Genomic DNA, 22,958 nt, shown 5'->3' on the forward strand with positions numbered 1-22,958 from the left:
GTTATCGAGAGAGTCAGATATACTAACTGTATACCTTCCTTGCTAGATAGGCGTGCCTATGTCAGACAATATGCCAAATGATCCGTTTGCGGATCGTGAGTCCCAAAATTACGAAAACCCAATTCCAAGCCGAGAGTTCATTCTTGAATTCCTTGGCAAGTCCGGTGCACCAATGAATCGCAACGACTTGTTCGAAGCACTTAAGCTCGAGGGCGAAGAGCAGTATGAAGGATTGCGTCGTCGTTTGCGTGCAATGGAGCGTGATGGGCAGTTGGTGTTTACTCGCCGCCAGTGCTACGCACTACCTGAAAAGCTAGAAATGGTGAAAGGGTATGTCATTGGTCATAAAGATGGTCATGGCTGGGTACGACCAGAAGGCAGCGTGGGTAAGGATAATGATATTGTACTGCCGCACCATCAGATGAAGAACATCATTCATGGTGATTTCGTACTGGTTCAGCCAACGGATAACAGCAAGCGAGGCCGTCGTGAAGGTCGCTTAGTACGCGTTCTTGAAGAGCGCAATAACCAAATCGTCGGACGTTTCTTCCTTGAGTACGGTTATTCGTATGTCGTCCCTGACGATTCACGGATCTGCCAAGATATTCTTATTCCAAATGAGCACAAAGCGGGTGCTCGTATGGGCAATGTCGTCGTGATAGAAATCACCGATCGTGGTTCACGTACGCGCGGCATGATGGGTAAGGTTGTGGAAGTTCTGGGCGAAAATATGGCGCCGGGCATGGAAACGCAAATCGCGATCCGCACCCACCAAATTCCACATGAGTGGCCCGATGCGGTGATTAAACAAGTGGCTGACTTGTCTGAAGAGGTGCCTGAAGAAGCGAAAGTCGGTCGTGTTGACTTGCGTGACTTACCGTTGGTGACAATTGATGGCGAAGACGCACGTGACTTTGATGATGCAGTCTTCTGTGAGAAGAAGAAAAGCGGAGGTTGGCGTTTATGGGTCGCGATAGCGACGTCAGCTACTACGTGCGTCCCGACTCGGCTCTGGATAAAGAGGCGATTATTCGTGGTAACTCGGTGTATTTCCCGTCTCAGGTGGTACCAATGTTACCTGAGGTATTGTCTAACGGTTTGTGTTCGCTGAACCCACAGGTTGATCGCTTATGTATGGTATGTGAGATGACCATCTCTGACACAGGCAAACTATCGGGTTATAAGCATTACGAAGCGGTAATGAATTCGCATGCGCGTCTGACTTACACCAAAGTACATCATATCTTGGAAGGTGACGAAGAGTTGCGCGAGCGTTACAGCAAGTTGGTTCCGCACCTAGAAGAGTTGCATCGCATGTACAAAGTGCTTAAAGGGGCGCGCGAACAACGGGGTGCGATTGAATTCGAAACCGTCGAAACCAAGTTCATCTTTAATGCTGAACGCAAGATTGACAGAATTGAACCGCTGGAGCGTAACGATGCGCACAAGCTGATTGAAGAATGTATGATCTTGGCTAATATCGCATCGGCTTCGCTGGTGGAAAAAGCAAAAGAACCGGCACTGTACCGTATCCATGAAACACCGGGCGAAGAACGTCTGATGGGCTTCCGAGATTTCCTGAGTGAGCTTGGTTTGGAGCTGGGTGGCGGACTGGAACCATCACCCACTGATTATGCAAACCTGATGCGACAAGTCGGAGAACGGCCGGATCAGGAGTTGATTCAGACCATGTTATTGCGTTCGATGAAACAAGCGGTGTACAACGCCGATAACGCGGGTCACTTTGGTTTGGCACTGCAGCGCTATGCTCACTTCACCTCTCCAATTCGTCGTTATCCAGACTTGTTGTTGCACCGAGCCATCAAGTATCTGATCGCCAAAAACGAAGGCCGAAACCAAGATCGTTGGACACCAACGGGTGGATACCATTATTCATTTGATGATATGGACTTCTACGGTGAGCAGTGCTCAATGACAGAGCGCCGAGCTGATGATGCGACCCGTGATGTTGCAGACTGGTTGAAGTGTGAGTATATGCAAGACCACGTCGGAGACGAACTAGATGGTGTGATTGCTAATGTGACCGGGTTTGGTTTCTTTGTTCGTTTAACCGAGCTGCACATCGATGGCCTAGTGCATATTTCGACCTTAGCCAATGATTACTACCAATTTGATCCAATAGGTCAAAGACTTATCGGGGAAAGTTTCGGCAACATCTATCGCTTGGGTGATGCGGTGAAAGTGAAAGTATTGGCCGTTAACCTCGACGACAAGCAAATTGACTTTGAATTGATCGAAACAAGTCGTAAGCTACGCGGCGAAGGAAAAACCGCGAAGAAGAGAGCAGCAGAAGCGAAACGCAAAGCCAAAGAGAAAAAGCGCTCAGCGACGCGATCGTCATCAAATGAGAATGGTGCTCAGCGTGCTATTCCTGCGATAGAACCAACCAAGCGACCTGAAGACACAGAGGCTGGCACGAAGAAAAGTGACCCAAAGCGCGGTTCTAACAATGGTGGAACGGACGGCAAAAAGAAGCCGAAAGTGAGAAAAGCCAGTAAGAAAAAACCACACAGTAAGCCAAAGAAAACTCAGCGCTCTAAACGAGACGTGGAGTAAAGCTGAAAGCCAACCTGAGTAGAGTTAGGTTGGTATAACCGGAACGACAGGTTAAATAATGAGTAACGAATTTCTTTACGGTATTCATGCCGTGAAAGCGGTATTAGAACGTGAACCAGAGCGTTTTGTCGAAGCGTATGTATTGAAAGGACGCCAAGATGACCGCTTAATGCCAATCCTGAATGATTTGCAGGTGTGTGGCGTATCGATTCAGCAAATGACGCGTAAAACCTTGGATGACAAGGCGAGTGGCGCGAATCACCAAGGGATCATCGCCCGAGTCAAACCTGCGAAACAGCTGAATGAAAATGACATCGATGACATTTTGGCGCAGCATGAAGCACCACTGTTATTAGTGCTGGATGGGGTAACGGATCCACACAACCTGGGTGCTTGCTTACGTAATGCAGACGCCGCAGGTGCGGCTGCGATCATCGTACCTAAAGATCGTTCTGCAGCCATGAATGCAACAGTGAGTAAGGTCGCGTGTGGCGCAGCGAAGTGGTGCCTTTGATCCGCGTGACCAACCTTGCGCGCACGATGCGTTCACTGCAAGAGCAAGGCATATGGTTCGTTGGTACTGCCGGTGAAGCGACTCACGATATCTACCAGGCAAAACTGACCGGTCCTCTGGCTATCGTTATGGGAGCAGAAGGTGACGGCATGCGCCGCTTGACGCGCGAAACCTGTGATGATTTGATCAAAATCCCGATGGCAGGTAGTGTATCCAGCTTAAACGTATCGGTTGCCTCTGGCATCTGCTTGTTTGAAGCAGTACGTCAACGGCTTGCTTCAAAATAGCGTTAAAGCAAAATTTGCATTAAATAATCATCAAATAAAGGTCTGTGATAATGACCAAAACTCAGGATGGGCAACCATCCTTTGTTATTTTAGCTCATGCGTAGGGAAGTTATGACTCAACAATCTATAAAATTCATCGTCTTTGATCTGGATGGAACGTTACTTGATAGTGTGCCAGATTTAGCCGTTGCCGCAGACCAAGCCGTTCAAGCTCTGGGTTTCCCTCCAGTCTCTGAAGAGCAGGTTCGTGATTATGTGGGTAATGGTGCGGATGTATTGATCAGCCGTTCATTGAGCCAAAGTCTAACCATCAACCCGGAGCTAAGCGACGAACTACGAGCACAAGCCAGGATCCTGTTTGATGACTATTACGAGCAAAGCGGTCATAAACTGAGTCACCTTTATCCAACGGTAAAAGAAACGCTGGAGGAGCTATATCAAGCAGGGTTTACGCTCGCTATCGTAACCAACAAGCCCTCGAAGTTTGTGCCTGATATATTAGAACAGCATGGCATCGCAAAGTACTTTGTCGATGTATTAGGTGGCGATGCTTTCCCAGAGAAAAAACCGAATCCAGTCGCGCTAAACTGGCTAATGGAAAAACATAAGGTGCAACCAAGCCAGATGCTGATGGTGGGTGACTCGAAAAACGATATTCTTGCAGCGAAAAATGCTGGAGTGGCGTCTTTCGGTTTGACCTACGGTTATAACCACGGAGAGCCTATTTCGGCATCAAACCCGGACGTTGTCGCCGACCGTTTGTCGGAATTATTGGAAGTCGTCGCTGTTTCTGCGTAACGGTGACAAAAGATCTTTCAAAATACTCGCTAATGAGTACACTGAAGAGCCGTGCGCTTATCGCCGCACGGTTTTTATTTAATTAGATTAAAGAAGTCAAAGGAATCATTCTAATGAGCAAACCCATTGTATTGAGTGGTGTTCAACCGTCAGGTGAACTAAGTATCGGTAATTACTTGGGTGCTCTACGTCAATGGCACCAGATGCAAGACGACTATGATTGCCAATATTGTGTGGTAGACCTTCATGCGGTGACGGTTCGTCAGGACCCCAAAGCGCTGCATGAAGCGACCCTAGACGCACTAGCAATTTGTCTCGCTGTAGGTGTTGATCCGAAGAAGAGCACGCTATTTGTTCAGTCACATGTCCCAGAGCATGCTCAACTTGGTTGGCTTCTTAACTGTTATACGCAAATGGGCGAGCTGAGCCGTATGACTCAGTTCAAGGATAAATCCGCCCGTTATGCGAACGATGTGAATGTTGGTCTGTTTGACTATCCGGTATTGATGGCCGCTGATATTTTGCTTTATGGTGCAAATCAAGTGCCTGTTGGTAGCGATCAGAAGCAGCACCTAGAGTTAGCGCGCGACATCGCAACGCGCTTCAATAACATCTACTCGCCAGAAAGCCCAATCTTCACCGTGCCAGAACCGTACATTCCGACTGTTAACGCGCGCGTGATGAGCCTACAAGACGCGACGAAGAAAATGTCGAAGTCAGATGACAATCGCAAGAACGTTATTACGCTGCTTGAAGAACCAAAATCGATCCTTAAGAAGATCAATAAGGCGCAAACCGACACGGAAACGCCACCGAGCATTCGTCATGATATCGAGAATAAAGCGGGCATTGCCAACCTGATGGGGCTTTATTCTGCGGCAACCGGTTTGAGCTTTGAAGAAATTGAAGCGAAGTATCAGGGTGTCGAAATGTACGGCCCATTCAAGAAAGACGTGGGTGAAGCGGTTGTAGCCATGCTAGAGCCTATTCAGGCTGAGTACCACCGCATTCGAGCTGACCGAGCTTACATGGATGAAGTGATGCAGCAAGGTGCAGAAAAAGCGTCAGCTCGCGCTGCTGAAACTCTGAAAAAAGCCTACGCAGCAGTAGGTTTTGTCGCTCGTCCGTAAGCGGTAATCAAATGTGAATATCAAAGCCCCATACCTTGGGGCTTTTTTATTGCGCAAAAGCTTGCCTTTCTGGTTTGGTGTTGCAAAATACCGCCTTTAGTTATCACTCAGCTTCGTTGATAACGTCATGCCAGAATGGATTGGGGGTAGCTGAAACCTTATGTTGTTAATCATCGATAATTACGATTCTTTTACTTACAACCTTTATCAATACTTTTGTGAGTTGGGCGCGGATGTAAAAGTTGTGCGTAATGATGAAATCGATATTCAAGGCATCGAAGCTTGAATCCAACTCATCTTGTCATCTCTCCTGGTCCGTGTACGCCGAATGAAGCGGGCGTTTCCCTAGAAGCGATTGAGCATTTTGCTGGGAAACTGCCCATTCTTGGGGTTTGTTTAGGTCATCAAGCGATTGCACAAGTGTTTGGCGCACAAGTCGTACGTGCTCGACAAGTGATGCATGGTAAGACCTCCCCGATCCGTCATACTGGGCGTAGTGTGTTTAAAAATCTTGCCAACCCACTGACCGTGACTCGCTACCATTCCCTCGTGGTGAAGAATGGTACCTTGCCGGATGTTTTTGAGCTGACGGCTTGGACTGAGCTACCCGATGGCAGTATGGATGAAATTATGGGTTATCAACATAAGACCCTACCAATTGATGCGGTACAATTCCATCCAGAATCAATTAAGACCGAGCAAGGGCATGAGTTGCTTGCCAATTTTCTTGCGCGTAAATGATCTGATCCTGATCACTTTTTTTAACAAATTATTCATTTTTAGACCCCGTCGCTAGAATGCAAGAATATGCGAGCGATTGTTCTCGGTGGGGATGCTCAAACTCCCCCTCTTTCCCTGCTCCTTGTCTTACATCAGTTTTACAAAAAACGACTTCTGTAATTTTTCTTCTTGATGCATAAATAATCATGTACAGTGACTAATAGTGGTTGATGTGGAATGCAAAAAGAATAAATCACTATTGAAATAGTTAATTAAATGTAAATACAATGCTGTATCGGCTTAAATGCAAAACATTATTTGCTAGAGGGTAGGGCTCTAAGTTCACTTATCTGTAAAGCCAGCGGTATCAAGAAGGAAAGTGCAATGACAATGGAAAACAAAGTAGAACGAGGCCTATTCGATGAGGTAATGGTGCCTTGTTATAACCCAATGGAAATGATCCCAGTGAAAGGCAAAGGTTCGCGAGTTTGGGATCAGGACGGCAAGGAATACATTGACTTTGCGGGTGGGATTGCAGTGAGTTGCCTTGGTCATTGTCACCCAGTTATGGTCGATGCGCTGACCGAGCAAGCCAATAATTTATGGCACTTGAGCAATGTCATGACAAATGAACCTGCCTTGCGTTTGGCGAAGTTATTAACTGAGCTCTGTTTTGCCGAACGTGTGTTCTTTGCTAATTCGGGCGCAGAAGCGAACGAAGCCGCACTGAAACTGGCGCGCCGTTATGCCGCTGATGTTTATGGTCCAGAAAAGTCTGAAATCATTGCTTTTAAACAAGGCTTCCATGGCCGTACTTTCTTCACGGTTACGGTAGGTGGACAAGAAGCTTATTCTGATGGTTTTGGTCCTAAACCTGGTAATGTCACACACCTGCCGTACAACGACATCGAAGCGTTGCAGCAGCAAATTTCAGATAAGACTTGTGCCGTTATGATGGAACCGTTGCAAGGTGAGGGAGGCATCGTGCCACCAACGCCAGAGTTTGCTCAAGCGGTGCGCGAGTTGTGTGATAAGCATAATGCGCTACTGATTTTCGATGAAGTACAGACTGGTAATGGTCGTACTGGCCACTTTTATGCCTACCAAGGTTTAGGTATTACGCCTGATATCCTGAGCACGGCTAAATCACTAGGCGGCGGCTTCCCAATCGGTGCCATGCTGACAACCGCGAAATTGGCGGAACACCTTAAAGTGGGGACGCATGGCTCAACTTATGGCGGTAACCCACTCGCTTGTGCGGTCGCTGAAGCGGTAGTCAACGAAGTCACTAAGCCGGAAGTATTGGCTGGCGTATTAGAGCGCGAGGCGATGTTCCGAGAAGGCCTTGAGAAGATCAATGCTAAATACAACCTCTTCTCTGAAGTGCGTGGTAAAGGACTATTACTAGGCGCGGCACTTAATGAAGAATGGCAAGGTCGTGCTCGTGACATTTTGGTCGCGTCTGGTAAGCAAGGTCTCATGATATTAATTGCAGGTGCGAATGTTGTCCGTTTCACCCCGTCACTCGTTATTACACACCAAGAAATCGAAGAAGGCTTAGCCAAACTGGATAAAGCGATTGCGTCTTTAATTTAACGCGACACGCCGATTTCCCCCATCAGAGACCTCTGATGGGGGCTCTGTTCCTACGCTACTGTTAGGATCTTCTTGCATCTGGAGGGAATATTGATGCTAGTTGTTCGCCCTATTGCAATGTCTGATTATGAATCACTGCACACTTGTGCGGTTGAGTCTGGTCATGGATTTACATCACTGCCGGTTAACGAAGAACTGTTAACCAATCGAATCAAACACTCAGAGTACAGTTTTCATAAACCGGACGTAACGGAAGCTGGTGATGAAGGTTACCTGATGGTCGGCTTTGACTCCGAGACGGGGGAAGTCGCAGGTACCACCGGCATCGAAGCATCGATTGGCTGGGATGTTCCATTTTACTCATACCATATCAGTAAAGTTGTCCATTCTTCACCGAAACTCGGTGTTAATAATGTCGTTAAGCTTTTGACCTTTGGCAACAACTTCACTGGCAGCAGCGAAATCTGTACGTTGTTTTTACGTGAGAAGTTCCGCGGTGGCTTGAATGGTCGCTTGATGTCAAAGTGCCGCTTTTTGATGATGGCGGAACATCCAGAGCGTTTTTCGCAAACCATCTTTGCAGAGATGCGTGGTGTGTCAGATGAAAATGGTAATTCACCATTCTGGCAATGGCTACAGGAACACTTCTTCTCGATTGACTTTACACTAGCAGATTATTTGACGGGGATTGGCAATAAAGGGTTTATCGCTGACTTAATGCCTAAATTGCCAATATATATCAATCTCTTAAGCCCAGAAGCTCAAGCTGTGATTGGCAAAGTTCACGATAATACTCGCCCAGCTTTAAAGTTGTTAGAGCGTGAGGGATTTACCAATCGCGGCTATGTCGATATTTTCGATGCGGGTCCGACGGTGGAATGTGATTTGCGTAATATTGAGTCTGTGCGCGAATCGTTTAGAGCCAAAGTAAAAGTGGCTGAGCATGACTGCATGCAAGATTACTTGATGTGCAACTCATCCTTTGAGAATTTCCGTGCTGCGGCAGCAAAAGCCTCGTACGACTCAGAAACGCAAACGGTTATTCTGGCACCAGAACTTGCGGACGCGCTATTGGTTGAGGAAGGGGACTTTGTGCGCCTTCTGGCTCAATAACAGATGACAGAATGTAGGAAGAAAACAATGACACATTGGATTGCAGGTGAATGGGTAGAAGGACTTGGGGAAGCATTAACGTCTCTGTCTCCTTATGATCAACAAGTGATTTGGCAAGGAAAGGGGGCGACAGCAGAGCAAGTTAATCAAGCGGTCGCTGCTGCCCGTGCTGCTTTTGTTGACTGGAAAAATCGCCCTTTTACTGAACGTGAAGCGATAGTGTTGGCGTTTGCCGAAAAGGTAAAAGAAAACAGTGAGCAGATAGCAGAAGTGATCGCTAAAGAAACGGGAAAGCCTATTTGGGAAACTCGTACAGAAGCTGCGGCGATGGCTGGCAAAATTGCTATCTCAATTCGTGCCTACCATGAACGCACCGGAGAAGCGACGCGTGAAGCGGCTGGCAACCAAATCGTTTTACGTCATCGACCTCTGGGTGTGATGGCGGTGTTTGGCCCGTATAACTTCCCGGGGCACTTGCCAAATGGTCATATTGTTCCTGCACTGTTAGCGGGTAATACCGTGGTATTTAAGCCGTCTGAACAAACGCCTTGGACGGGTGAGTTGGCCATGAAACTATGGGAAGCGGCTGGCTTACCGAAGGGGGTGATCAACCTAGTGCAAGGGGCCAAAGAGACTGGTATCGCGCTTGCTGATGCAAAAGGCATCGACGGCGTATTATTCACAGGTAGTGCCAATACGGGCCATATCCTACATCGTCAGTTTGCGGGTCAACCGGATAAAATGCTTGCCCTCGAAATGGGGGGCAATAACCCGATGGTCATTTCAGAAAAGTACGGTGACTTAGACGCGACGGTGTATACCATCATCCAGTCTGCTTTTATTAGTGCAGGACAACGATGTACCTGTGCTCGCCGCTTATATGTACCAAAGGGGGAGAAAGGGGATGCGTTGATTGCCAAGTTAGTCACTACAACCCAATCGATTCGTGTCGATCAGCCCTTTGCTGAGCCTGCCCCGTTTATGGGACCGCAGATTTCTCTTGCAGCAGCGAAATTTATCCTCGACGCGCAAGCCAATCTACAATCGTTAGGTGGGGAAAGCTTGGTCGAGGCGAAGGCTGCTCAAGCCGCGTTTGTGACTCCGGGCATCATTGATGTGACGAATATCGCTGAACTTCCCGATGAAGAGTACTTTGGTCCATTACTTCAGGTGGTGCGCTACGAAGGACTCGAAAAAGCGGTGGCGTTGGCCAATGATACCCGCTTTGGTTTATCTGCTGGCCTTGTTTCTACTGATGACCAAGAATGGGAATACTTCGTTGATCATATCCGCGCTGGTATCGTCAACCGTAACCGCCAATTGACGGGCGCCAGCGGTGACGCACCATTTGGTGGTCCGGGAGCGTCAGGTAACCTTCGTCCAAGTGCTTACTATGCAGCGGATTATTGTGCCTACCCAATGGCCTCGATGGAAGGCCAAGAAACGGTATTGCCAGTGGCATTGAGTCCTGGTGTTAGCCTATCGTGACAAGACAGGACTGCTCGACCATTATTCTGGACGGCCCTAGGGCTGTGGACGAGCAGTCATCTTATCGTTGAACCCATGCATTTCGTAACAAGGAGCGGTTATGACGCCCGATGTATTATTCAAATCATTATGGCAAGACTATATTCAGCGCCTTTGTCCTTCAGCAGCTAAAGTCCATCAGCTGCTTCAGGAAGATGAGCCATTAATTAATGATCATATTGCACTGCGTACTTTCAATGTTGCCCCTCTTGGTATTGAAACGCTCGCAAAGCCGTTTTTAGCGGTAGGGTATAAAGCGTGTGGTGACTACGTATTTGAAAGCAAAAAACTGATCGCTAAGCACTATGAGCATCCGGATCCGAAGCAGCCAAAAGTTTTTATCAGTGAACTCAAAGTCGAAGAGTGTTCTGCAGCACTGCAAACCATCGTGGCGAAGATAGTGGCACAAGTGAATCAGAGTCAGCTTGCGGGGCACGAGTTTTTATATGCTGGACGTTTGTGGGAGCTCAGTTTTGCTGATTTTCAGACTTTAGCCAAGGAGAGCGAATACGCCTCTTGGTTGGCTGCTCACGGTTATGGCGCCAATCATTTCACGGTGAGTGTCAACCAGTTAAGTCAGTTTGATGAGGTGAAACAAGTGAATGATCATCTTCGTCAGGCGGGTTTTGTGATTAACGAGTCTGGCGGAGAGGTGAAAGGGTCACCTGAGGTTCTGCTTGAGCAATCGTCAACGATGGCGGACAGAGTCACCGTGATGTTCACAGAAGGAACAGAGAACATCCCTGGCGGATTTTATGAGTTTGCTAAGCGGTATCCAATGGAAAACGGTGACCTCTACCCCGGATTTGTGGCGGCATCAGCGGATAAAATCTTTGAAAGTACGAACCGTTAATTTTACCGTCTGCATTTCCTATACCACATCTGGGTAGTCACTCTGTATCTGTGTCGTAAATACAACAAAAGCCACCAATGTTGCCATTGGTGGCTTTTTCAATTGATTGCCGGTCGGTTAATGCAGGATTAACGAGTACCGTAAACCACGATGGTTTTGCCGTGAGCAGAAATCAGGTTCTGCTCTTCTAGCATCTTCAAGATACGACCTACTGTCTCACGAGAACAGCCAACGATCTGACCGATTTCTTGACGAGTGATCTTGATTTGCATGCCGTCAGGGTGAGTCATTGCATCTGGTTGTTTCGCAAGGTTCAGAAGCGTCTGAGCGATACGACCAGTTACGTCTAGGAACGCTAGGTCACCCACTTTTTGGCTAGTAACTTGAAGGCGGCGAGCCATCTGCGCAGAAAGGCGCATTAGGATGTCCGGGTTAACTTGGATCAGCTGACGGAATTTCTTGAAAGAAATTTCAGCAACTTCACAAGGAGATTTAGCGCGAACCCAAGCTGTACGCTCTTGGTCTTCCTCGAATAGACCAAGTTCACCAATAAAGTCTCCTTGGTTGAGGTAAGAAAGGATCATCTCCTTACCTTCTTCGTCTTTGATAAGAACCGCGACAGAGCCTTTGACGATGTAGTACAACGTTTCCGCTTTTTCACCTGCGTGAATCAGCGTGCTCTTTGATGGGTACTTATGAATATGACAATGTGAAAGAAACCACTCTAATGTTGGGTCGGTTTGAGGTTTACCTAGAACCATAATATCTCACTTCCTCTGCAGGGTACGCTTGCGCTATCCATATTTTAGTTTCACTTAGATTCACTAGAATAAGAACACTTATTGTATGGTGCAAGCTCTCTTGTGTCTCGGTAAGAAATAGTATCCTTTTTCTAAAACGATTTCTTGATTTTAATCGTGCCATGATTGAGAATTTGTACGCAAAATTGTGCACATGATCACGGTATGAAAAGTAAACACCTAAGCAGCAAGGTTTTTAGCCAATTTTTCCCGTTTCGATAAGCTGTTGTAGGATTGGTCGCACAATCAACTCCATGGCAAAACTCATTTTCCCCCCTGGCACCACAATGGTGTTATGACGCGACATAAACGAACCATCGATCATCGCCAATAGATAAGGAAAGTCGACTTTCTTGATACCGCGCAGTCGAATGACGACAAAACTTTCATCCAGACTTGGAATGCCTTTCGCATTCAGCGGGTTTGACGTATCCACGGTTGGCACGCGCTGAAAGTTAATGTGCGTGCGGGAAAACTGTGGCGTGATGTAGTTCAGGTAGTCGTCCATGGAGCGAACAATCGAATCCATGACGGCTTCACGAGAGTGTCCCCGGTCTCGCGTATCACGAACGAATTTTTGAATCCATTCTAAGTTAACGATCGGTACCATCCCAATCAGAAAATCCACATGCTGCGAGACATTGACATCCCCATCAACGACGCCGCCATGTAACCCTTCATAAAAGAGTACATCGCTGTTTTCTGGGAGATCTTGCCAGGGAGTAAACGTACCCGGCATCTGATTATACGGCACTGCCTCGTCAAAAGTGTGCAGATAGCGACGTATGCTGCCTGTGCCATCTTCTCCATACTGACGAAAAAAATCTTGTAAGCCGGGAAAGTCGTTCGCTTGTGGACCAAAGTAGCTAATGTGTCGACCTTGTTCGCGAGCCTTACGAATCTCAATGTCCATCTCAGGGCGAGTAAACCGATGGAAACTGTCACCTTCTACCCAAGCGGGTTTAACGTTCATCATATTGAACATCTTACGGAAGGCTTCAGATGTAGTGGTCGTGCCGGCACCGGAAGAACCGGTGACCGCAATGATTGGGTGTTTCGCTGACATGACAAACCTTGTCGAAATTTACGTACCTGTCTGTTCAACAATGGGCTGCTGAACGGTTGATGACCCACTATAGCACGTCATAAACGCATGTCATTGAGTAGGTGTTAGAACTTTGCGCTTAGTTGAATATCTACGGTTTCGTGTAGCTCAGAGAAGACAATGACGGCTTCCCCTTTCTCCAACTGAGTTTTTACCTGATCGACTTTGTCTTGCAAAGATACTTCGGTTGACCCGTAATCGGTACCTTCACGCAAAACAAATTCACGAATTAAGTTTTCCAGAGTTTCTGGTGAGATGTCTTGCCAGGGAATAATCATAAATACCTCTAAATTTTATGATGAGCCGTTGGTAGCCGAGTTGTTTAGCTACACCAATGGCTTGAATGGGGGAGGGCTGGTTGAATGTGGATCACATTTACTGTGTATGGCGAGGCGATACCTTAGACAGGTATTCGGCGGCAATACATTCGTAATATGCAGGCAGCGCTTCTTCCAACCAAAATGTGGGTTTTAAAGTACTCCCAGAGAGAAAACCGACATGACCACCATGTTCGTAAAGTCGATAGTCGATGTTATCGGGTAGCACGAATTTAGGAATAACGTCATCGGTCATAAAGGGATCGTCTTTCGCATGAATGATAAGGGTCGGTAAAGTAATTTGCTTTAACTTGGATAGCCCAGAGCATTGTTCATAGTAGTCTTGTGCGTCTTTAAAACCATGCAGTGGTGCCGTGATCAAATCGTCGAATTCATATAACCGGGTCACGCGTTTGATCGAGTTATACGACAAGGCCAGTTCACCATGCAATAAATCATGTTTTTGCAATGCATTACGTTTGAGCGAAGATAGTAAGTAACGTCTATAGACTTTTGAGAACCCCTGTTCGATTCGGCTAGCACAAGCGGCTAAATCAAGCGGTGCAGACACAATCGTTGCGGCTGTGAGTATGGGATCCTCGCGGTATTGAGCTAAGTAGTTGGCTAGCATGTTACCGCCAAGGGAAATCCCTACCGCGACTTTGGGGTTATCCGGGAAGCGTTCGTTAAGGTGCTCTAAAAAGTACCGTGCATCGGTAACTTCACCAGAGTGATAAGCACGGGCTGTTTTGTTGGGTTTGCCACTACAGCCACGAAAATGCATCATCACGGACAACCATCCTGATTGGGAAAAGGCGTTCATTAGCCATTAGCATAAGGGCTATAGAAACAGCCTTCTAGTCCGTGAAAAAGAATAAAAATGGGTTTTTGCTTTGCTGAGTCTTGGCTGGCGTCCTCGCTCCAGGCCAGATCAAGAAAGTCGCCATCAAGGGTGTCCAAAGTTTGCCAGGCAGGCGAAAACAACGCCTTTTTCCTAATGAAGCGAGGCAATAACGTCTGAAGGTGCGGGTTTTTAATCCCAGCGGCTGCGATAAATTGTGTCATACCTAACTGCTCTTAATTATCCTCCAGCATCCATGGGAGGGCTTATTGATATAACTATATTATAGGTATTCTACAGGTTTATGGGTGTCTCTGTGGGTGAATGTTTGGTACCGGAATAGCAAAAGCGTGCTGCAAATGCTCACCTCCCAACTGTCGGCAGTAACGCAGTGTGAGTGGGTCACCATCGTTTTTTATTAAACTGAGTGAGTTGATGCATTCCACTAAGTCCGCTTGTTGCTGTTTTTCGAGTTGCAGTTCAAATTGCAATGATTCCCGATACAAGGTGTCGTTGACTTGCGACTTGAGATGGCGTCGTAAGTCGCGAAATGAGTGGAGTAATGCTTCGCTGCGGCCAAGGCAGCTTTGCACCAGGTGCCAGTCTTTTTCCTGAAATATAAGCTGCTGCTCGTCCAGCCATCTGAGCAGCAGCAGCAGATTCACGTTGCCGTGATAGTTGTTTTGTAAAGATAAGCACGCTTCTTTGACTTCTCGCACACCATAAAATTGCAGACTAAACTGCCATAAATGTTCCAGAGTCAAGGTGTATTCTGCGTGTTTATTTGTCATTGATTAAACTCAACCTCCATCTGCTCCAGCTGTTCCTGTGCAGACATCCATTCCATTTCGACTTCTTCAAGCTCCGACTTACTGGATGCTTGACGTGCCAGCGCATCATTTAGTTTAGACTTATTTTCGGCGTCATACAGCGTGTTATCTGCTAATAGCGCTTCTACTTCTGCCAGTGCAGCACCTAACTTATCCATTTTGTTTTCTAACTGTGTCAGGGTTTTGCGAATTGGCGCGGTCTGTTTACGAAACTCTGCTTCGCGGCGTTTTTGTTCTTTTTTGGCCGCTGCACTGTTGGTGCTGTCTTTAGCAGGTTGTGACGCCTGCGCTTCTTTGCGTTCTGCCCTTTGTTGTTCTGTTAGCCACTTGTAATAGTCGTTCAGGTCTCCATCGAACGGAGCCACTTGGCGATCATGCACTAGGTATAAATCATCGGTTGTCGCTCGCAACAGATAGCGGTCGTGCGAGACGATTACCATGGCGCCTTCAAAGGTTTGCAGGGCCATCGTCAGCGCTTGACGCATGTCTAAATCCAAGTGGTTGGTCGGCTCATCGAGCAACAGTAGATTCGGTTTTTGCCAAACAACCAGTGCTAAAACAAGGCGTGCTTTTTCACCGCCGGAGAAAGGGGCAACCTTCTCCAGTGCCTTATCGCCTTGAAAACCGAAGCTGCCTAAGTAATCGCGCAGTTGCTGTTCGGTTTGATCCGGTGCGATCTGCATCATATGTTGCAGCGGGGTTTCTTCTGGATGTAGGGTCTCTAATTGATGCTGGGCGAAGTAGCCGATTTTGACCCCTTGCGAGTAGGTCAGGTTACCACCTTGGGCGCTGAGTTCACCAGAGAGCAATTTGATCAAGGTTGATTTACCCGCACCGTTACGACCCAGTAGGCCGATACGACTGCCTGGTACCAGATTAAGGCGTATTTTTTCCAGAATTAAATGGTCACCGTAACCTGCCGAAACCTCATCCATCATTATGATAGGGTTCGGTAATGCGGCAGGCTCACGGAACTGAAAACTAAATGGATTATCAAACTGTGCAGGCAATACTTTTTCCATCCGTTCCAGTGCTTTAATCCGGCTCTGAGCCTGACGCGCTTTGGAGGCTTTGTAACGGAAACGATCAATATAACTTTGCATGTGCGACATTTGCTTTTGCTGCTTTTCGAACATGGCTTGCTGTAGCACCATTTTCTGCGCACGTTGGTTTTCGAATGACGAGTAGTTGCCCGTGTACTCATTCAATTGTTGGTTCTCGATATGAATGATGCGACCGACGATTGGATCCAAAAAATCTCGGTCATGGGAGATTAAGATCAACGTGCCAGGGTAGTTTTGCAGCCAGCGTTCTAGCCACATGACTGCATCTAAGTCTAAGTGGTTGGTTGGCTCATCGAGCAATAGCAAATCAGAGCGACAAAGTAGTGCCTGTGCTAGGTTAAGGCGCATACGCCAACCACCAGAAAACTGAGTAAGACTCCAGCTCATCTGCTCTTGGCTAAAGCCTAATCCATCTAATAATTCCGCAGCGCGGGCACGAATGCTGTAGCCACCGATAGTTTCGATTTTGCCATGCAATTCTGCGACCAACGTACCTTGGTCTTTTTCTTCTGCATCGGCGAGTTGTTTTTCAAGATCGCGATACTCACGATCCCCATCAATGACATATTCTAGTGCACTGCGGTCTAGGGCCGGAGTTTCCTGTGCGACCCAAGCAAGTTCCCACTGTTGGGGTTGGCTGAATGAACCTGCATCAATCGATAGTTCATCTTTTAGTAAAGCAAATAGAGTCGATTTGCCGCAGCCATTTTTGCCAACCAAACCCACTTTATCTCCAGGGTGGATGGTGGCTGAGGCGTGATCTAGTAGAGGTTTACCGCCACGCAGTAGCTGAATGTCAGAGAAGGTAATCATAAGGTTTTCGTTCACTTTGCGCAGTGCGCGTTGCTTGCTCGTCTACCAAAATGGTGTCTGGCGTACGATTTTTATGCTTTGGATATCTTGCGGTGAATAGTAGGGGTATTGGCGGTAAAAGTCGATGGATTCGCTTTAATTGCATTATGCGGCACAAAAACGTATAACAATTTGATAACGGATAAAAACAACCACAAGGATGATCACTTGGCTGCAGCATCGCCTAATCTCCCAAGAGTTCTGGTCATTTATGCCCATCCAGAGCCACATAACTCCATTGCAAATCAAGTGATGATTAAGAAAATCCAATCACTTGAACATGTAATGGTGCACGATTTATATGGGGCTTATCCGGACTTCTTTATTGATATCAAACATGAGCATGCTCTGCTGTTAGAGCATGATGTGATTGTGTTTCATCATCCTCTTTATATGTATTCCTGTCCCGCGCTGTTAAAAGAATGGTTAGACCGTGTTCTGGGTAAAGGGTTTGCCTTTGGTGAGGGGTGTGCGCTCAAAGGTAAATATTGGCGCAGTGTGATTACCACAGGTGGCAAAGAGGAGGCATTTAGTACCAAGGGGTATAACAAATACCCGTTAGAACAGATTTTACAACCCTTTGAATTGTCAGCAGCATTATGTCAAATGAATTGGATAGAGCCCTTAGTCTTGTACTGGTCGCGGAATGTCTCCGATGCTGAACGTTATGAGCATGCCGAGTGTTATCGTCAATGGTTAACCAATCCGCTTCAAGGTTGGCCGTTAAACGAATTGGGAGGTGAACATGGCGATGACCAGTGAGTTTCTACAAAGTAGCGTGGTTTTTCTCTCTGCAGCGGTGATAGCAGTACCAATAGCGCAACGGTTTGGACTTGGTTCGGTACTAGGGTATCTGCTTGCCGGCGTGCTAATTGGTCCATGGGGACTCAGATTGATCAGTGATGTCGATGCGATTCTGCATTTTGCTGAACTCGGGGTCGTATTACTGCTCTTTCTGATTGGTCTGGAGCTGAATCCGAAAAAATTATGGCAGATGAGAGGGCCGATTCTAGGCATGGGTGGGGCTCAGGTGGTGGTCACTACCGTGGTATTGGGCAGCGTTATCAATCTGTTTGGTTTGAGCATGCAAGTCAGTCTGGTGGTTGGGATGGGACTTGCGTTGTCTTCCACTGCAATCGCACTGAAAGTCATTGAGGAGCAAGGGCTTAATGGTACTGAAACTGGGCAATCTGGTTTTGCCGTTCTGCTGTTTCAGGATATTGCGGTGATTCCGATGCTTGCGGTGTTACCCCTGTTAGCCGGAGGGCAAAGTTCAGGGAGCTGGATTGATGTATTGACGGTGCTGGGGAGTGTCATTGCGTTGTTGATCGGGGGGCACTTTTTACTGCGTCCTTTGTTTCGTTTTGTGGTCATGAGTGGGGTTCGAGAGCTATTTACGGTCGCGGCTTTGCTGGTGGTTCTGGGCATTTCCGTGGTGATGCAAAAACTCGGTCTGTCCATGGCATTGGGAACCTTTTTGGCCGGAGTCTTATTGGCGGAAAGTGAATACCGCCACGAGCTGGAAATTGCAATTGAGCCATTTAAAGGTTTACTGCTTGGTTTGTTTTTTATTGCTGTGGGTATGGCGGTGAACCTAGGATTGCTGGCGTTGTATCCGCTGCAAATTTTGTCTGCGGTTGTTGCGTTGGTCGTCGTAAAAGGGTTGGTGCTATATGGATTGGCTCGAGTGGCGGGAGTGAGTTCAAAGGCGCGTAGCCGAATGGCCGCGATATTAAGCCAAGGAGGAGAATTTGCTTTTGTCATTTTCACCGCAGCCAATCAAGAGGGCATTTTAACGAAGGAGCAAGTCGCGTTTTTATTGGTGGTGGTTAGTATGTCTATGGTGACCACACCGTTGATCCTGATGGGGCAGAAAAAGTGGTTTGCGCATACGTTAAATCAGGAACAAGAAAAAGTAAGTACGAAAGTCATTGATCGCAGTCCGCGCGTCATCATTGCTGGGTTTGGTCGCTTTGGTCAGGTAGTTGGACGACTCATGTATGCCAATAAAATCAAAGTGACGGTTTTAGAAAGCGATGCTAGCCAGATCAATCTGTTGCGTAGGTATGGTTACAAAGTGTTTTATGGTGATGCGACTCAGATTGATCTGTTACGCGCCGCTGGTGCAGACAAAGCGGAAGCCTTGGTGATTTGTACTGACTCTCCGGATGAGGTGATGGCGATTGTGGCGATATGCCGAGATCATTTTCCTAACCTTAAATTGCTCGCCCGCGCACGCAGCCGTGTCGAGGCTTATCAATTGATCAGTCACGACGTACCTAATTATTCGCGTGAGACCTTTTTGGGTGCGCTTGACCTTGGCCGTCAAACACTGATTGAACTTGGTATGCATCCATACCAAGCAAAGCGGGCAGAAGCACATTTTCGTAAATTAGATAATGCTATGCTAGAGGACTTATTACCTCAACATAACGAAGACAAGAAGCTCGCTCAGCGAGCTAAAGAAGCCCGTAAAGAGCTTGAAGAGATCTTTGGTCGTGAGATGGAAAGTGACCGACAGTCGCCAAATCATTGGAAGTAATACGCGTAGAAAATACGCGAGAAAGGAAGAATAGTGAAAGCTAAAAAACGTTTTATTGCGGGCGCGAGTTGTCCACACTGCAGTCAGCAAGATACTTTACGCTGGTGGATTGAAAATAACATTGAATTAGTCGAGTGTGTCGAGTGTGGCTTTAGCGAACAGCGTAAACCACAATCTGTAGAGAAAAATAAACACTCAGAGCAGGAAATGATCGGAATTTTTAAGCCGGAATAATTGAACTTCGATAATTGATCCCCATAATACCCCTGTTACCCCAGTACTTAACCCCGTTCAGGTTAAGTCAATGAACCTCTCTGGAGTTAGTATGAAAATTGAAAAGAACGTTGTTGCAAGCCTCGCATACAAAGTAATGTTGGAAGATGGTGTTGTTGTGGATCAATCTACAGCTGAAGCGCCTCTCGATTACCTACATGGTCACAACAACCTAATTACAGGGCTTGAGAAAGAGCTTGACGGTAAAGTGGCTGGCGACAAGTTCTCTGCAACGGTGGCTCCTGAAGAAGCTTACGGTGAGCACAGTGATGCGCTAGTACAGCGTGTTCCTGCTGACGTTTTCCAAGGCGTTGATCAAATCGAAGTTGGCATGCGTTTTCTTGCTGATACCGATCAAGGTCCAATCCCGGTCGAAGTGACGGAAGTTGACGGAGAAGAAGTTGTGGTTGATGGCAACCACATGCTTGCTGGTCAAACACTGACGTTTGAAGTTGAAGTGATGGCGACTCGTGAAGCGACTGCGGAAGAGATCGAACACGGTCATGTTCATCAAGCGGGCGGCTGTGGCCATGACCATGACCACGATCATGAAGGTGGCTGCTGTGGTGGCGAAGATAAAGGCGACGACCACGAATGTTGTGGCGGCGGCGGTTGTGGCTCTCACTAATCGCAGCACTCATTTAGATAAACGCATCTAATAAAGCTTTAAAAAGCGCAAGTTGAGGTTTCAACTCGCGCTTTTTATTTATCTGCGGTGTCGTGCTAAGAATACCAATCGTAGTAAATAACGGGTTATTCTAGCTTGTTAAAATACTCGATAACTTCGTTGCCTTTCTCGTTTATAAAGTAGGTTGATTGTAGAATAACTACTTACCGCAAAATTGCGCCTTGTTCTCAAGCATTTTTTCTACGCTATTTCTGAGCACTTATTCACTGTGATTGGTATAACCCTGAAACTAACCTATCGGACGACGTATGAGTAAACCATTTTCTATCGCGATTCACGGCGGCGCTGGCACGATTTTGCGTGAGCACATGAGTGATGAATTGCAACAAGCCATCAGGGCGGATTTAGAGACAGCGGTAACAACAGGGCATCATGTTATCGCACATGGCGGTACAGCCATTGATGCAGTTGTTGCAGCAGTTAAAGTACTTGAGGACTCTGCTCATTTTAATGCTGGCAAAGGTTCGGTGCTCACTCACAAAGAAATGGTTGAGATGGACGCTTCGATTATGGACGGCAATGGCTTAGCTGCAGGCGCTATTGCTGGCATCAAGCATGTTAAAAATCCGATTGAGCTAGCAAGAGACGTGATGCTAAACAGCCATCATGTTCTGCTTATCGGAGAAGGTGCGGAAGCATTTGCTTTCGAGCAGGGACATCAATACACCGAACAGGATTACTTTTTCACCGATCGCCGTTATGAACAATTATTGTCGATGCGAGAAAAGGGGCTGTTTGCGCTTTCTGAATCGCAGTACCCAGATGATCGTAAACACGGCACGGTAGGCGCGGTGGCGTTGGACCTGCATGGTAACTTAGCTGCTGCGACGAGCACTGGTGGTGTGACCAATAAAAAGTATGGACGAGTAGGGGATTCTGCTCTCATTGGTTGTGGGACGGTTGCGGAAAATGGCGTCGTTGCTGTGTCTACAACCGGCGTAGGTGAGTTTTTTATTCGTAAACGTGTGGCAGAAGATGTGGCGGCACGTATGCGCTATTTGCAAGAAGATGTTCATACCGCCAGCGAAGCGGTGATTCAAGGTGAACTCAAAACCATGGGCGGAGAAGGCGGTTTAATTGCCATTGATGCGCAAGGTGAGCTGCATTTTGCGATGAACAGTTCTGGTATGTACCGTGCGGGGATAAACACGCAAGGTGAATTAAATATCAAAATCTACGCTGATGAGTAAGTGTGATAACAGTATAAAGCCCAGTCAGGGCTGGGCTTTATTGATATCATTGAGCAATTTCAACATTAGTAATGTGGCGGTGGTGGCTCATTGGCTGGATCGCTCATTTCAGATGAATCTATGTTTTTCACTTTCCCCACCACGTACTTCATTTGATCTTGCATCTTAGAGATCAAAAGCTGCTGTTGAGCCAGCGCTTCGTTCAGATCTTCAATCGTCTGTTCTTGAAAGGCGGCCTGACACTCAAGGTCATTAATGCGCGCTTCCAGTTGCTGAATTAGTTTTTCTGTCATGATCCGTTCTCTAACTGCCAAGCTTGGGCGATGCCTGCGGAAGTGGCAGTAATTACACGTTGTTTGGAATCAAAGGCTGCATCATACACGACCGCACGTGGAGGGCGAGTATCTTTTTTCGGTTCCACTTCAAATCTAGCAACGCGCTTACCTGTTTTCGTCTCCCACACCGAGACTCGACCCGAAGGGGTTCCAGTAACCAGTTGATGCCCATCATCGGAAAAACGGGCGGTAGAGAAAATCAATTGGCGCGACCAACTGCGCAGTTGGGATAGTTGCTCTCCCGTTTCTAAGTTCCAGATAATCGCTTGATTACCCCCATCAGAACTCATCGCCAGTTTTCCATCCCGTTGCAATGCCACACGCACAACTCTTTGTTCATGTTCAAAGGTACGTAAAATCTGACCTGATTCCGTGTCCCATAAGTAGGCTTTGTAGTCATTTCCGCCGGTGAGCGCGAAGCGGCCGTTAGGCGAAATCGCAACAGAGTTCACTTTTTCTCGGTGGGCAAGGAACTCCAAGCGCCGTCCGGTGACTAAATTGACGTAAATGGCTTTACCGTTTGAAAGCCCAAGTAGGACTTGTTCGCCATTGTTGGTGATGTCAATGTCTCGGATTAGTGCGTCTGAAATAGACCAAAGCCCTTTAGACTGACTCCAGCCGAGATCCCAGACTGCAAAGTTCATTTGACTCGCGGTAACCGCATAGCGACCGTTGTCAGAAAAGCGAATATGGGAGACCGTATTTTTGTCTGCATCCAGTTCTCCGAGTTGAGCGAGTGGTTCATTTTGTTCTAAATCCCATAACATCAGATGGTGTTGTTGCGAATAGAGCAAACCAAACCGACCATCCCTACTCAGTGCGAAACTGGTTGAGCCTTGGGGTTCAATTGGCCAACGTTGTACTTCCTGCTCGATGAAAAAACAGCCATTTAACGTTGTGATGACAACTAAATATAGGAATAAATGAGAAATTCTTTGTATCACATCTAATAATCCGGTTTGTGTCTTAAGACATATAGCTAGTATATTGGTAGAACGATTATCTT

18 protein-coding genes and 4 pseudogenes are annotated in these 22,958 nt (G+C 47.1%); 14 read left to right on the plus strand and 8 right to left on the minus strand.

All coding sequences use genetic code 11. The features are described from left to right. Positions 1–58: 58 nt before the first annotated feature. From rnr to SU60_RS07760, 9 genes and pseudogenes are all read left to right on the plus strand, one after another. A pseudogene (gene rnr, locus SU60_RS07720) lies at positions 59–2,577 on the plus strand (ribonuclease R). Between the two features lie 58 nt (positions 2,578–2,635). Then, positions 2,636–3,378 (plus strand): annotated as a pseudogene (rlmB, locus tag SU60_RS07725) (23S rRNA (guanosine(2251)-2'-O)-methyltransferase RlmB). 111 nt (positions 3,379–3,489) lie between these two features. Then, positions 3,490–4,176: a phosphoglycolate phosphatase gene (locus tag SU60_RS07730; protein ID WP_041155004.1), complete on the plus strand. Its 687-nt coding sequence runs from the start codon at positions 3,490–3,492 to the stop codon at positions 4,174–4,176. A gap of 113 nt (positions 4,177–4,289) precedes the next feature. Beyond that, a complete protein-coding gene (gene trpS, locus SU60_RS07735; RefSeq protein WP_041155005.1) occupies positions 4,290–5,306 on the plus strand; it encodes a tryptophan--tRNA ligase in 1,017 nt (338 codons plus the stop codon). Positions 5,307–5,466: 160 nt separating this feature from the next. Then, positions 5,467–6,047: pseudogene (locus tag SU60_RS07740) on the plus strand (aminodeoxychorismate/anthranilate synthase component II). A 363-nt stretch (positions 6,048–6,410) separates the two neighbouring features. Then, the gene (locus SU60_RS07745) at positions 6,411–7,622 is read left to right on the plus strand and encodes an aspartate aminotransferase family protein (protein ID WP_041155006.1); all 1,212 of its coding nucleotides are present in this window, start codon (positions 6,411–6,413) and stop codon (positions 7,620–7,622) included. 93 nt (positions 7,623–7,715) lie between these two features. Beyond that, on the plus strand, positions 7,716–8,735 hold the full coding sequence (gene astA / locus SU60_RS07750; RefSeq protein WP_041155007.1) for an arginine N-succinyltransferase: 1,020 nt from the start codon (positions 7,716–7,718) through the stop codon (positions 8,733–8,735). Between the two features lie 27 nt (positions 8,736–8,762). Continuing rightward, entirely contained in the window at positions 8,763–10,223 is a 1,461-nt protein-coding gene (astD, locus tag SU60_RS07755) for a succinylglutamate-semialdehyde dehydrogenase (protein ID WP_041155008.1), read from the plus strand. A 100-nt stretch (positions 10,224–10,323) separates the two neighbouring features. After that, positions 10,324–11,115 carry a DUF1338 domain-containing protein gene (locus SU60_RS07760; RefSeq protein WP_041155009.1) on the plus strand — a complete coding sequence of 264 codons (792 nt, stop codon included), beginning with the start codon at positions 10,324–10,326 and terminating at the stop codon, positions 11,113–11,115. A gap of 128 nt (positions 11,116–11,243) precedes the next feature. Here the strand turns inward: SU60_RS07760 and crp are convergent, their stop codons facing one another. From crp to SU60_RS07790, 6 genes and pseudogenes are all read right to left on the minus strand, one after another. Then, complete coding sequence (gene crp, locus SU60_RS07765; RefSeq protein WP_005381432.1) at positions 11,244–11,876, minus strand: cAMP-activated global transcriptional regulator CRP; 633 nt, start codon at positions 11,874–11,876, stop codon at positions 11,244–11,246. A gap of 235 nt (positions 11,877–12,111) precedes the next feature. Continuing rightward, on the minus strand, positions 12,112–12,981 hold the full coding sequence (locus tag SU60_RS07770; protein WP_041155010.1) for a phosphoribulokinase: 870 nt from the start codon (positions 12,979–12,981) through the stop codon (positions 12,112–12,114). A 104-nt stretch (positions 12,982–13,085) separates the two neighbouring features. Continuing rightward, on the minus strand, positions 13,086–13,298 hold the full coding sequence (locus tag SU60_RS07775) for a YheU family protein (protein WP_041155011.1): 213 nt from the start codon (positions 13,296–13,298) through the stop codon (positions 13,086–13,088). Between the two features lie 97 nt (positions 13,299–13,395). After that, positions 13,396–14,402: pseudogene (locus tag SU60_RS07780) on the minus strand (hydrolase). A 78-nt stretch (positions 14,403–14,480) separates the two neighbouring features. Next, entirely contained in the window at positions 14,481–14,969 is a 489-nt protein-coding gene (locus SU60_RS07785; RefSeq protein WP_041155012.1) for a TIGR02444 family protein, read from the minus strand. Continuing rightward, positions 14,966–16,885, minus strand: coding sequence for an ABC transporter ATP-binding protein (locus SU60_RS07790; RefSeq protein WP_041155013.1), 1,920 nt, complete (start codon positions 16,883–16,885; stop codon positions 14,966–14,968). Before SU60_RS07790 ends, SU60_RS07785 begins: the two co-directional genes overlap by 4 nt. 207 nt (positions 16,886–17,092) lie before the next feature. Here SU60_RS07790 and kefG point away from each other — a divergent pair, with 207 nt between their 5' ends. The 5 genes from kefG to SU60_RS07815 all read left to right on the plus strand — a co-directional run bounded on the left by kefG (position 17,093) and on the right by SU60_RS07815 (position 21,617). After that, positions 17,093–17,686 carry a glutathione-regulated potassium-efflux system ancillary protein KefG gene (gene kefG, locus SU60_RS07795; protein WP_041155031.1) on the plus strand — a complete coding sequence of 198 codons (594 nt, stop codon included), beginning with the start codon at positions 17,093–17,095 and terminating at the stop codon, positions 17,684–17,686. Beyond that, positions 17,670–19,466 carry a glutathione-regulated potassium-efflux system protein KefB gene (gene kefB / locus SU60_RS07800; protein ID WP_041155014.1) on the plus strand — a complete coding sequence of 599 codons (1,797 nt, stop codon included), beginning with the start codon at positions 17,670–17,672 and terminating at the stop codon, positions 19,464–19,466. The genes kefG and kefB overlap by 17 nt, the downstream gene beginning before the upstream one ends. A gap of 33 nt (positions 19,467–19,499) precedes the next feature. Next, positions 19,500–19,700, plus strand: a complete 201-nt coding sequence (locus SU60_RS07805; protein ID WP_041155015.1) for a YheV family putative zinc ribbon protein — start codon at positions 19,500–19,502, stop codon at positions 19,698–19,700. Positions 19,701–19,791: 91 nt separating this feature from the next. Then, a complete protein-coding gene (gene slyD, locus SU60_RS07810; RefSeq protein ID WP_041155016.1) occupies positions 19,792–20,367 on the plus strand; it encodes a peptidylprolyl isomerase in 576 nt (191 codons plus the stop codon). Between the two features lie 308 nt (positions 20,368–20,675). Further along, positions 20,676–21,617: an isoaspartyl peptidase/L-asparaginase family protein gene (locus SU60_RS07815; protein ID WP_041155017.1), complete on the plus strand. Its 942-nt coding sequence runs from the start codon at positions 20,676–20,678 to the stop codon at positions 21,615–21,617. 65 nt (positions 21,618–21,682) lie between these two features. Here the strand turns inward: SU60_RS07815 and SU60_RS07820 are convergent, their stop codons facing one another. Both SU60_RS07820 and SU60_RS07825 read right to left on the minus strand, forming a co-directional pair. Beyond that, complete coding sequence (locus SU60_RS07820) at positions 21,683–21,910, minus strand: SlyX family protein (protein ID WP_041155018.1); 228 nt, start codon at positions 21,908–21,910, stop codon at positions 21,683–21,685. Further along, positions 21,907–22,893, minus strand: a complete 987-nt coding sequence (locus tag SU60_RS07825) for a WD40 repeat domain-containing protein (protein WP_041155032.1) — start codon at positions 22,891–22,893, stop codon at positions 21,907–21,909. Before SU60_RS07825 ends, SU60_RS07820 begins: the two co-directional genes overlap by 4 nt. Positions 22,894–22,958: the final 65 nt, after the last annotated feature.

Source organism: Vibrio mytili (assembly GCF_000830505.1).
GTDB lineage: Bacteria > Pseudomonadota > Gammaproteobacteria > Enterobacterales > Vibrionaceae > Vibrio > Vibrio mytili.

Bases quoted from the DNA above. Each gene is read 5' to 3' on its own strand.
- SU60_RS07730 (WP_041155004.1), top strand. From the start codon at position 3,490: ATGACTCAACAATCTATAAAATTCATCGTCTTTGATCTGGATGGAACG.
- trpS (WP_041155005.1), top strand. From the start codon at position 4,290: ATGAGCAAACCCATTGTATTGAGTGGTGTTCAACCGTCAGGTGAACTA.
- SU60_RS07745 (WP_041155006.1), top strand. From the start codon at position 6,411: ATGACAATGGAAAACAAAGTAGAACGAGGCCTATTCGATGAGGTAATG.
- astA (WP_041155007.1), top strand. From the start codon at position 7,716: ATGCTAGTTGTTCGCCCTATTGCAATGTCTGATTATGAATCACTGCAC.
- astD (WP_041155008.1), top strand. From the start codon at position 8,763: ATGACACATTGGATTGCAGGTGAATGGGTAGAAGGACTTGGGGAAGCA.
- SU60_RS07760 (WP_041155009.1), top strand. From the start codon at position 10,324: ATGACGCCCGATGTATTATTCAAATCATTATGGCAAGACTATATTCAG.
- crp (WP_005381432.1), bottom strand. From the start codon at position 11,876: ATGGTTCTAGGTAAACCTCAAACCGACCCAACATTAGAGTGGTTTCTT.
- SU60_RS07770 (WP_041155010.1), bottom strand. From the start codon at position 12,981: ATGTCAGCGAAACACCCAATCATTGCGGTCACCGGTTCTTCCGGTGCC.
- SU60_RS07775 (WP_041155011.1), bottom strand. From the start codon at position 13,298: ATGATTATTCCCTGGCAAGACATCTCACCAGAAACTCTGGAAAACTTA.
- SU60_RS07785 (WP_041155012.1), bottom strand. From the start codon at position 14,969: ATGACAAATAAACACGCAGAATACACCTTGACTCTGGAACATTTATGG.
- SU60_RS07790 (WP_041155013.1), bottom strand. From the start codon at position 16,885: ATGATTACCTTCTCTGACATTCAGCTACTGCGTGGCGGTAAACCTCTA.
- kefB (WP_041155014.1), top strand. From the start codon at position 17,670: ATGGCGATGACCAGTGAGTTTCTACAAAGTAGCGTGGTTTTTCTCTCT.
- slyD (WP_041155016.1), top strand. From the start codon at position 19,792: ATGAAAATTGAAAAGAACGTTGTTGCAAGCCTCGCATACAAAGTAATG.
- SU60_RS07815 (WP_041155017.1), top strand. From the start codon at position 20,676: ATGAGTAAACCATTTTCTATCGCGATTCACGGCGGCGCTGGCACGATT.
- SU60_RS07820 (WP_041155018.1), bottom strand. From the start codon at position 21,910: ATGACAGAAAAACTAATTCAGCAACTGGAAGCGCGCATTAATGACCTT.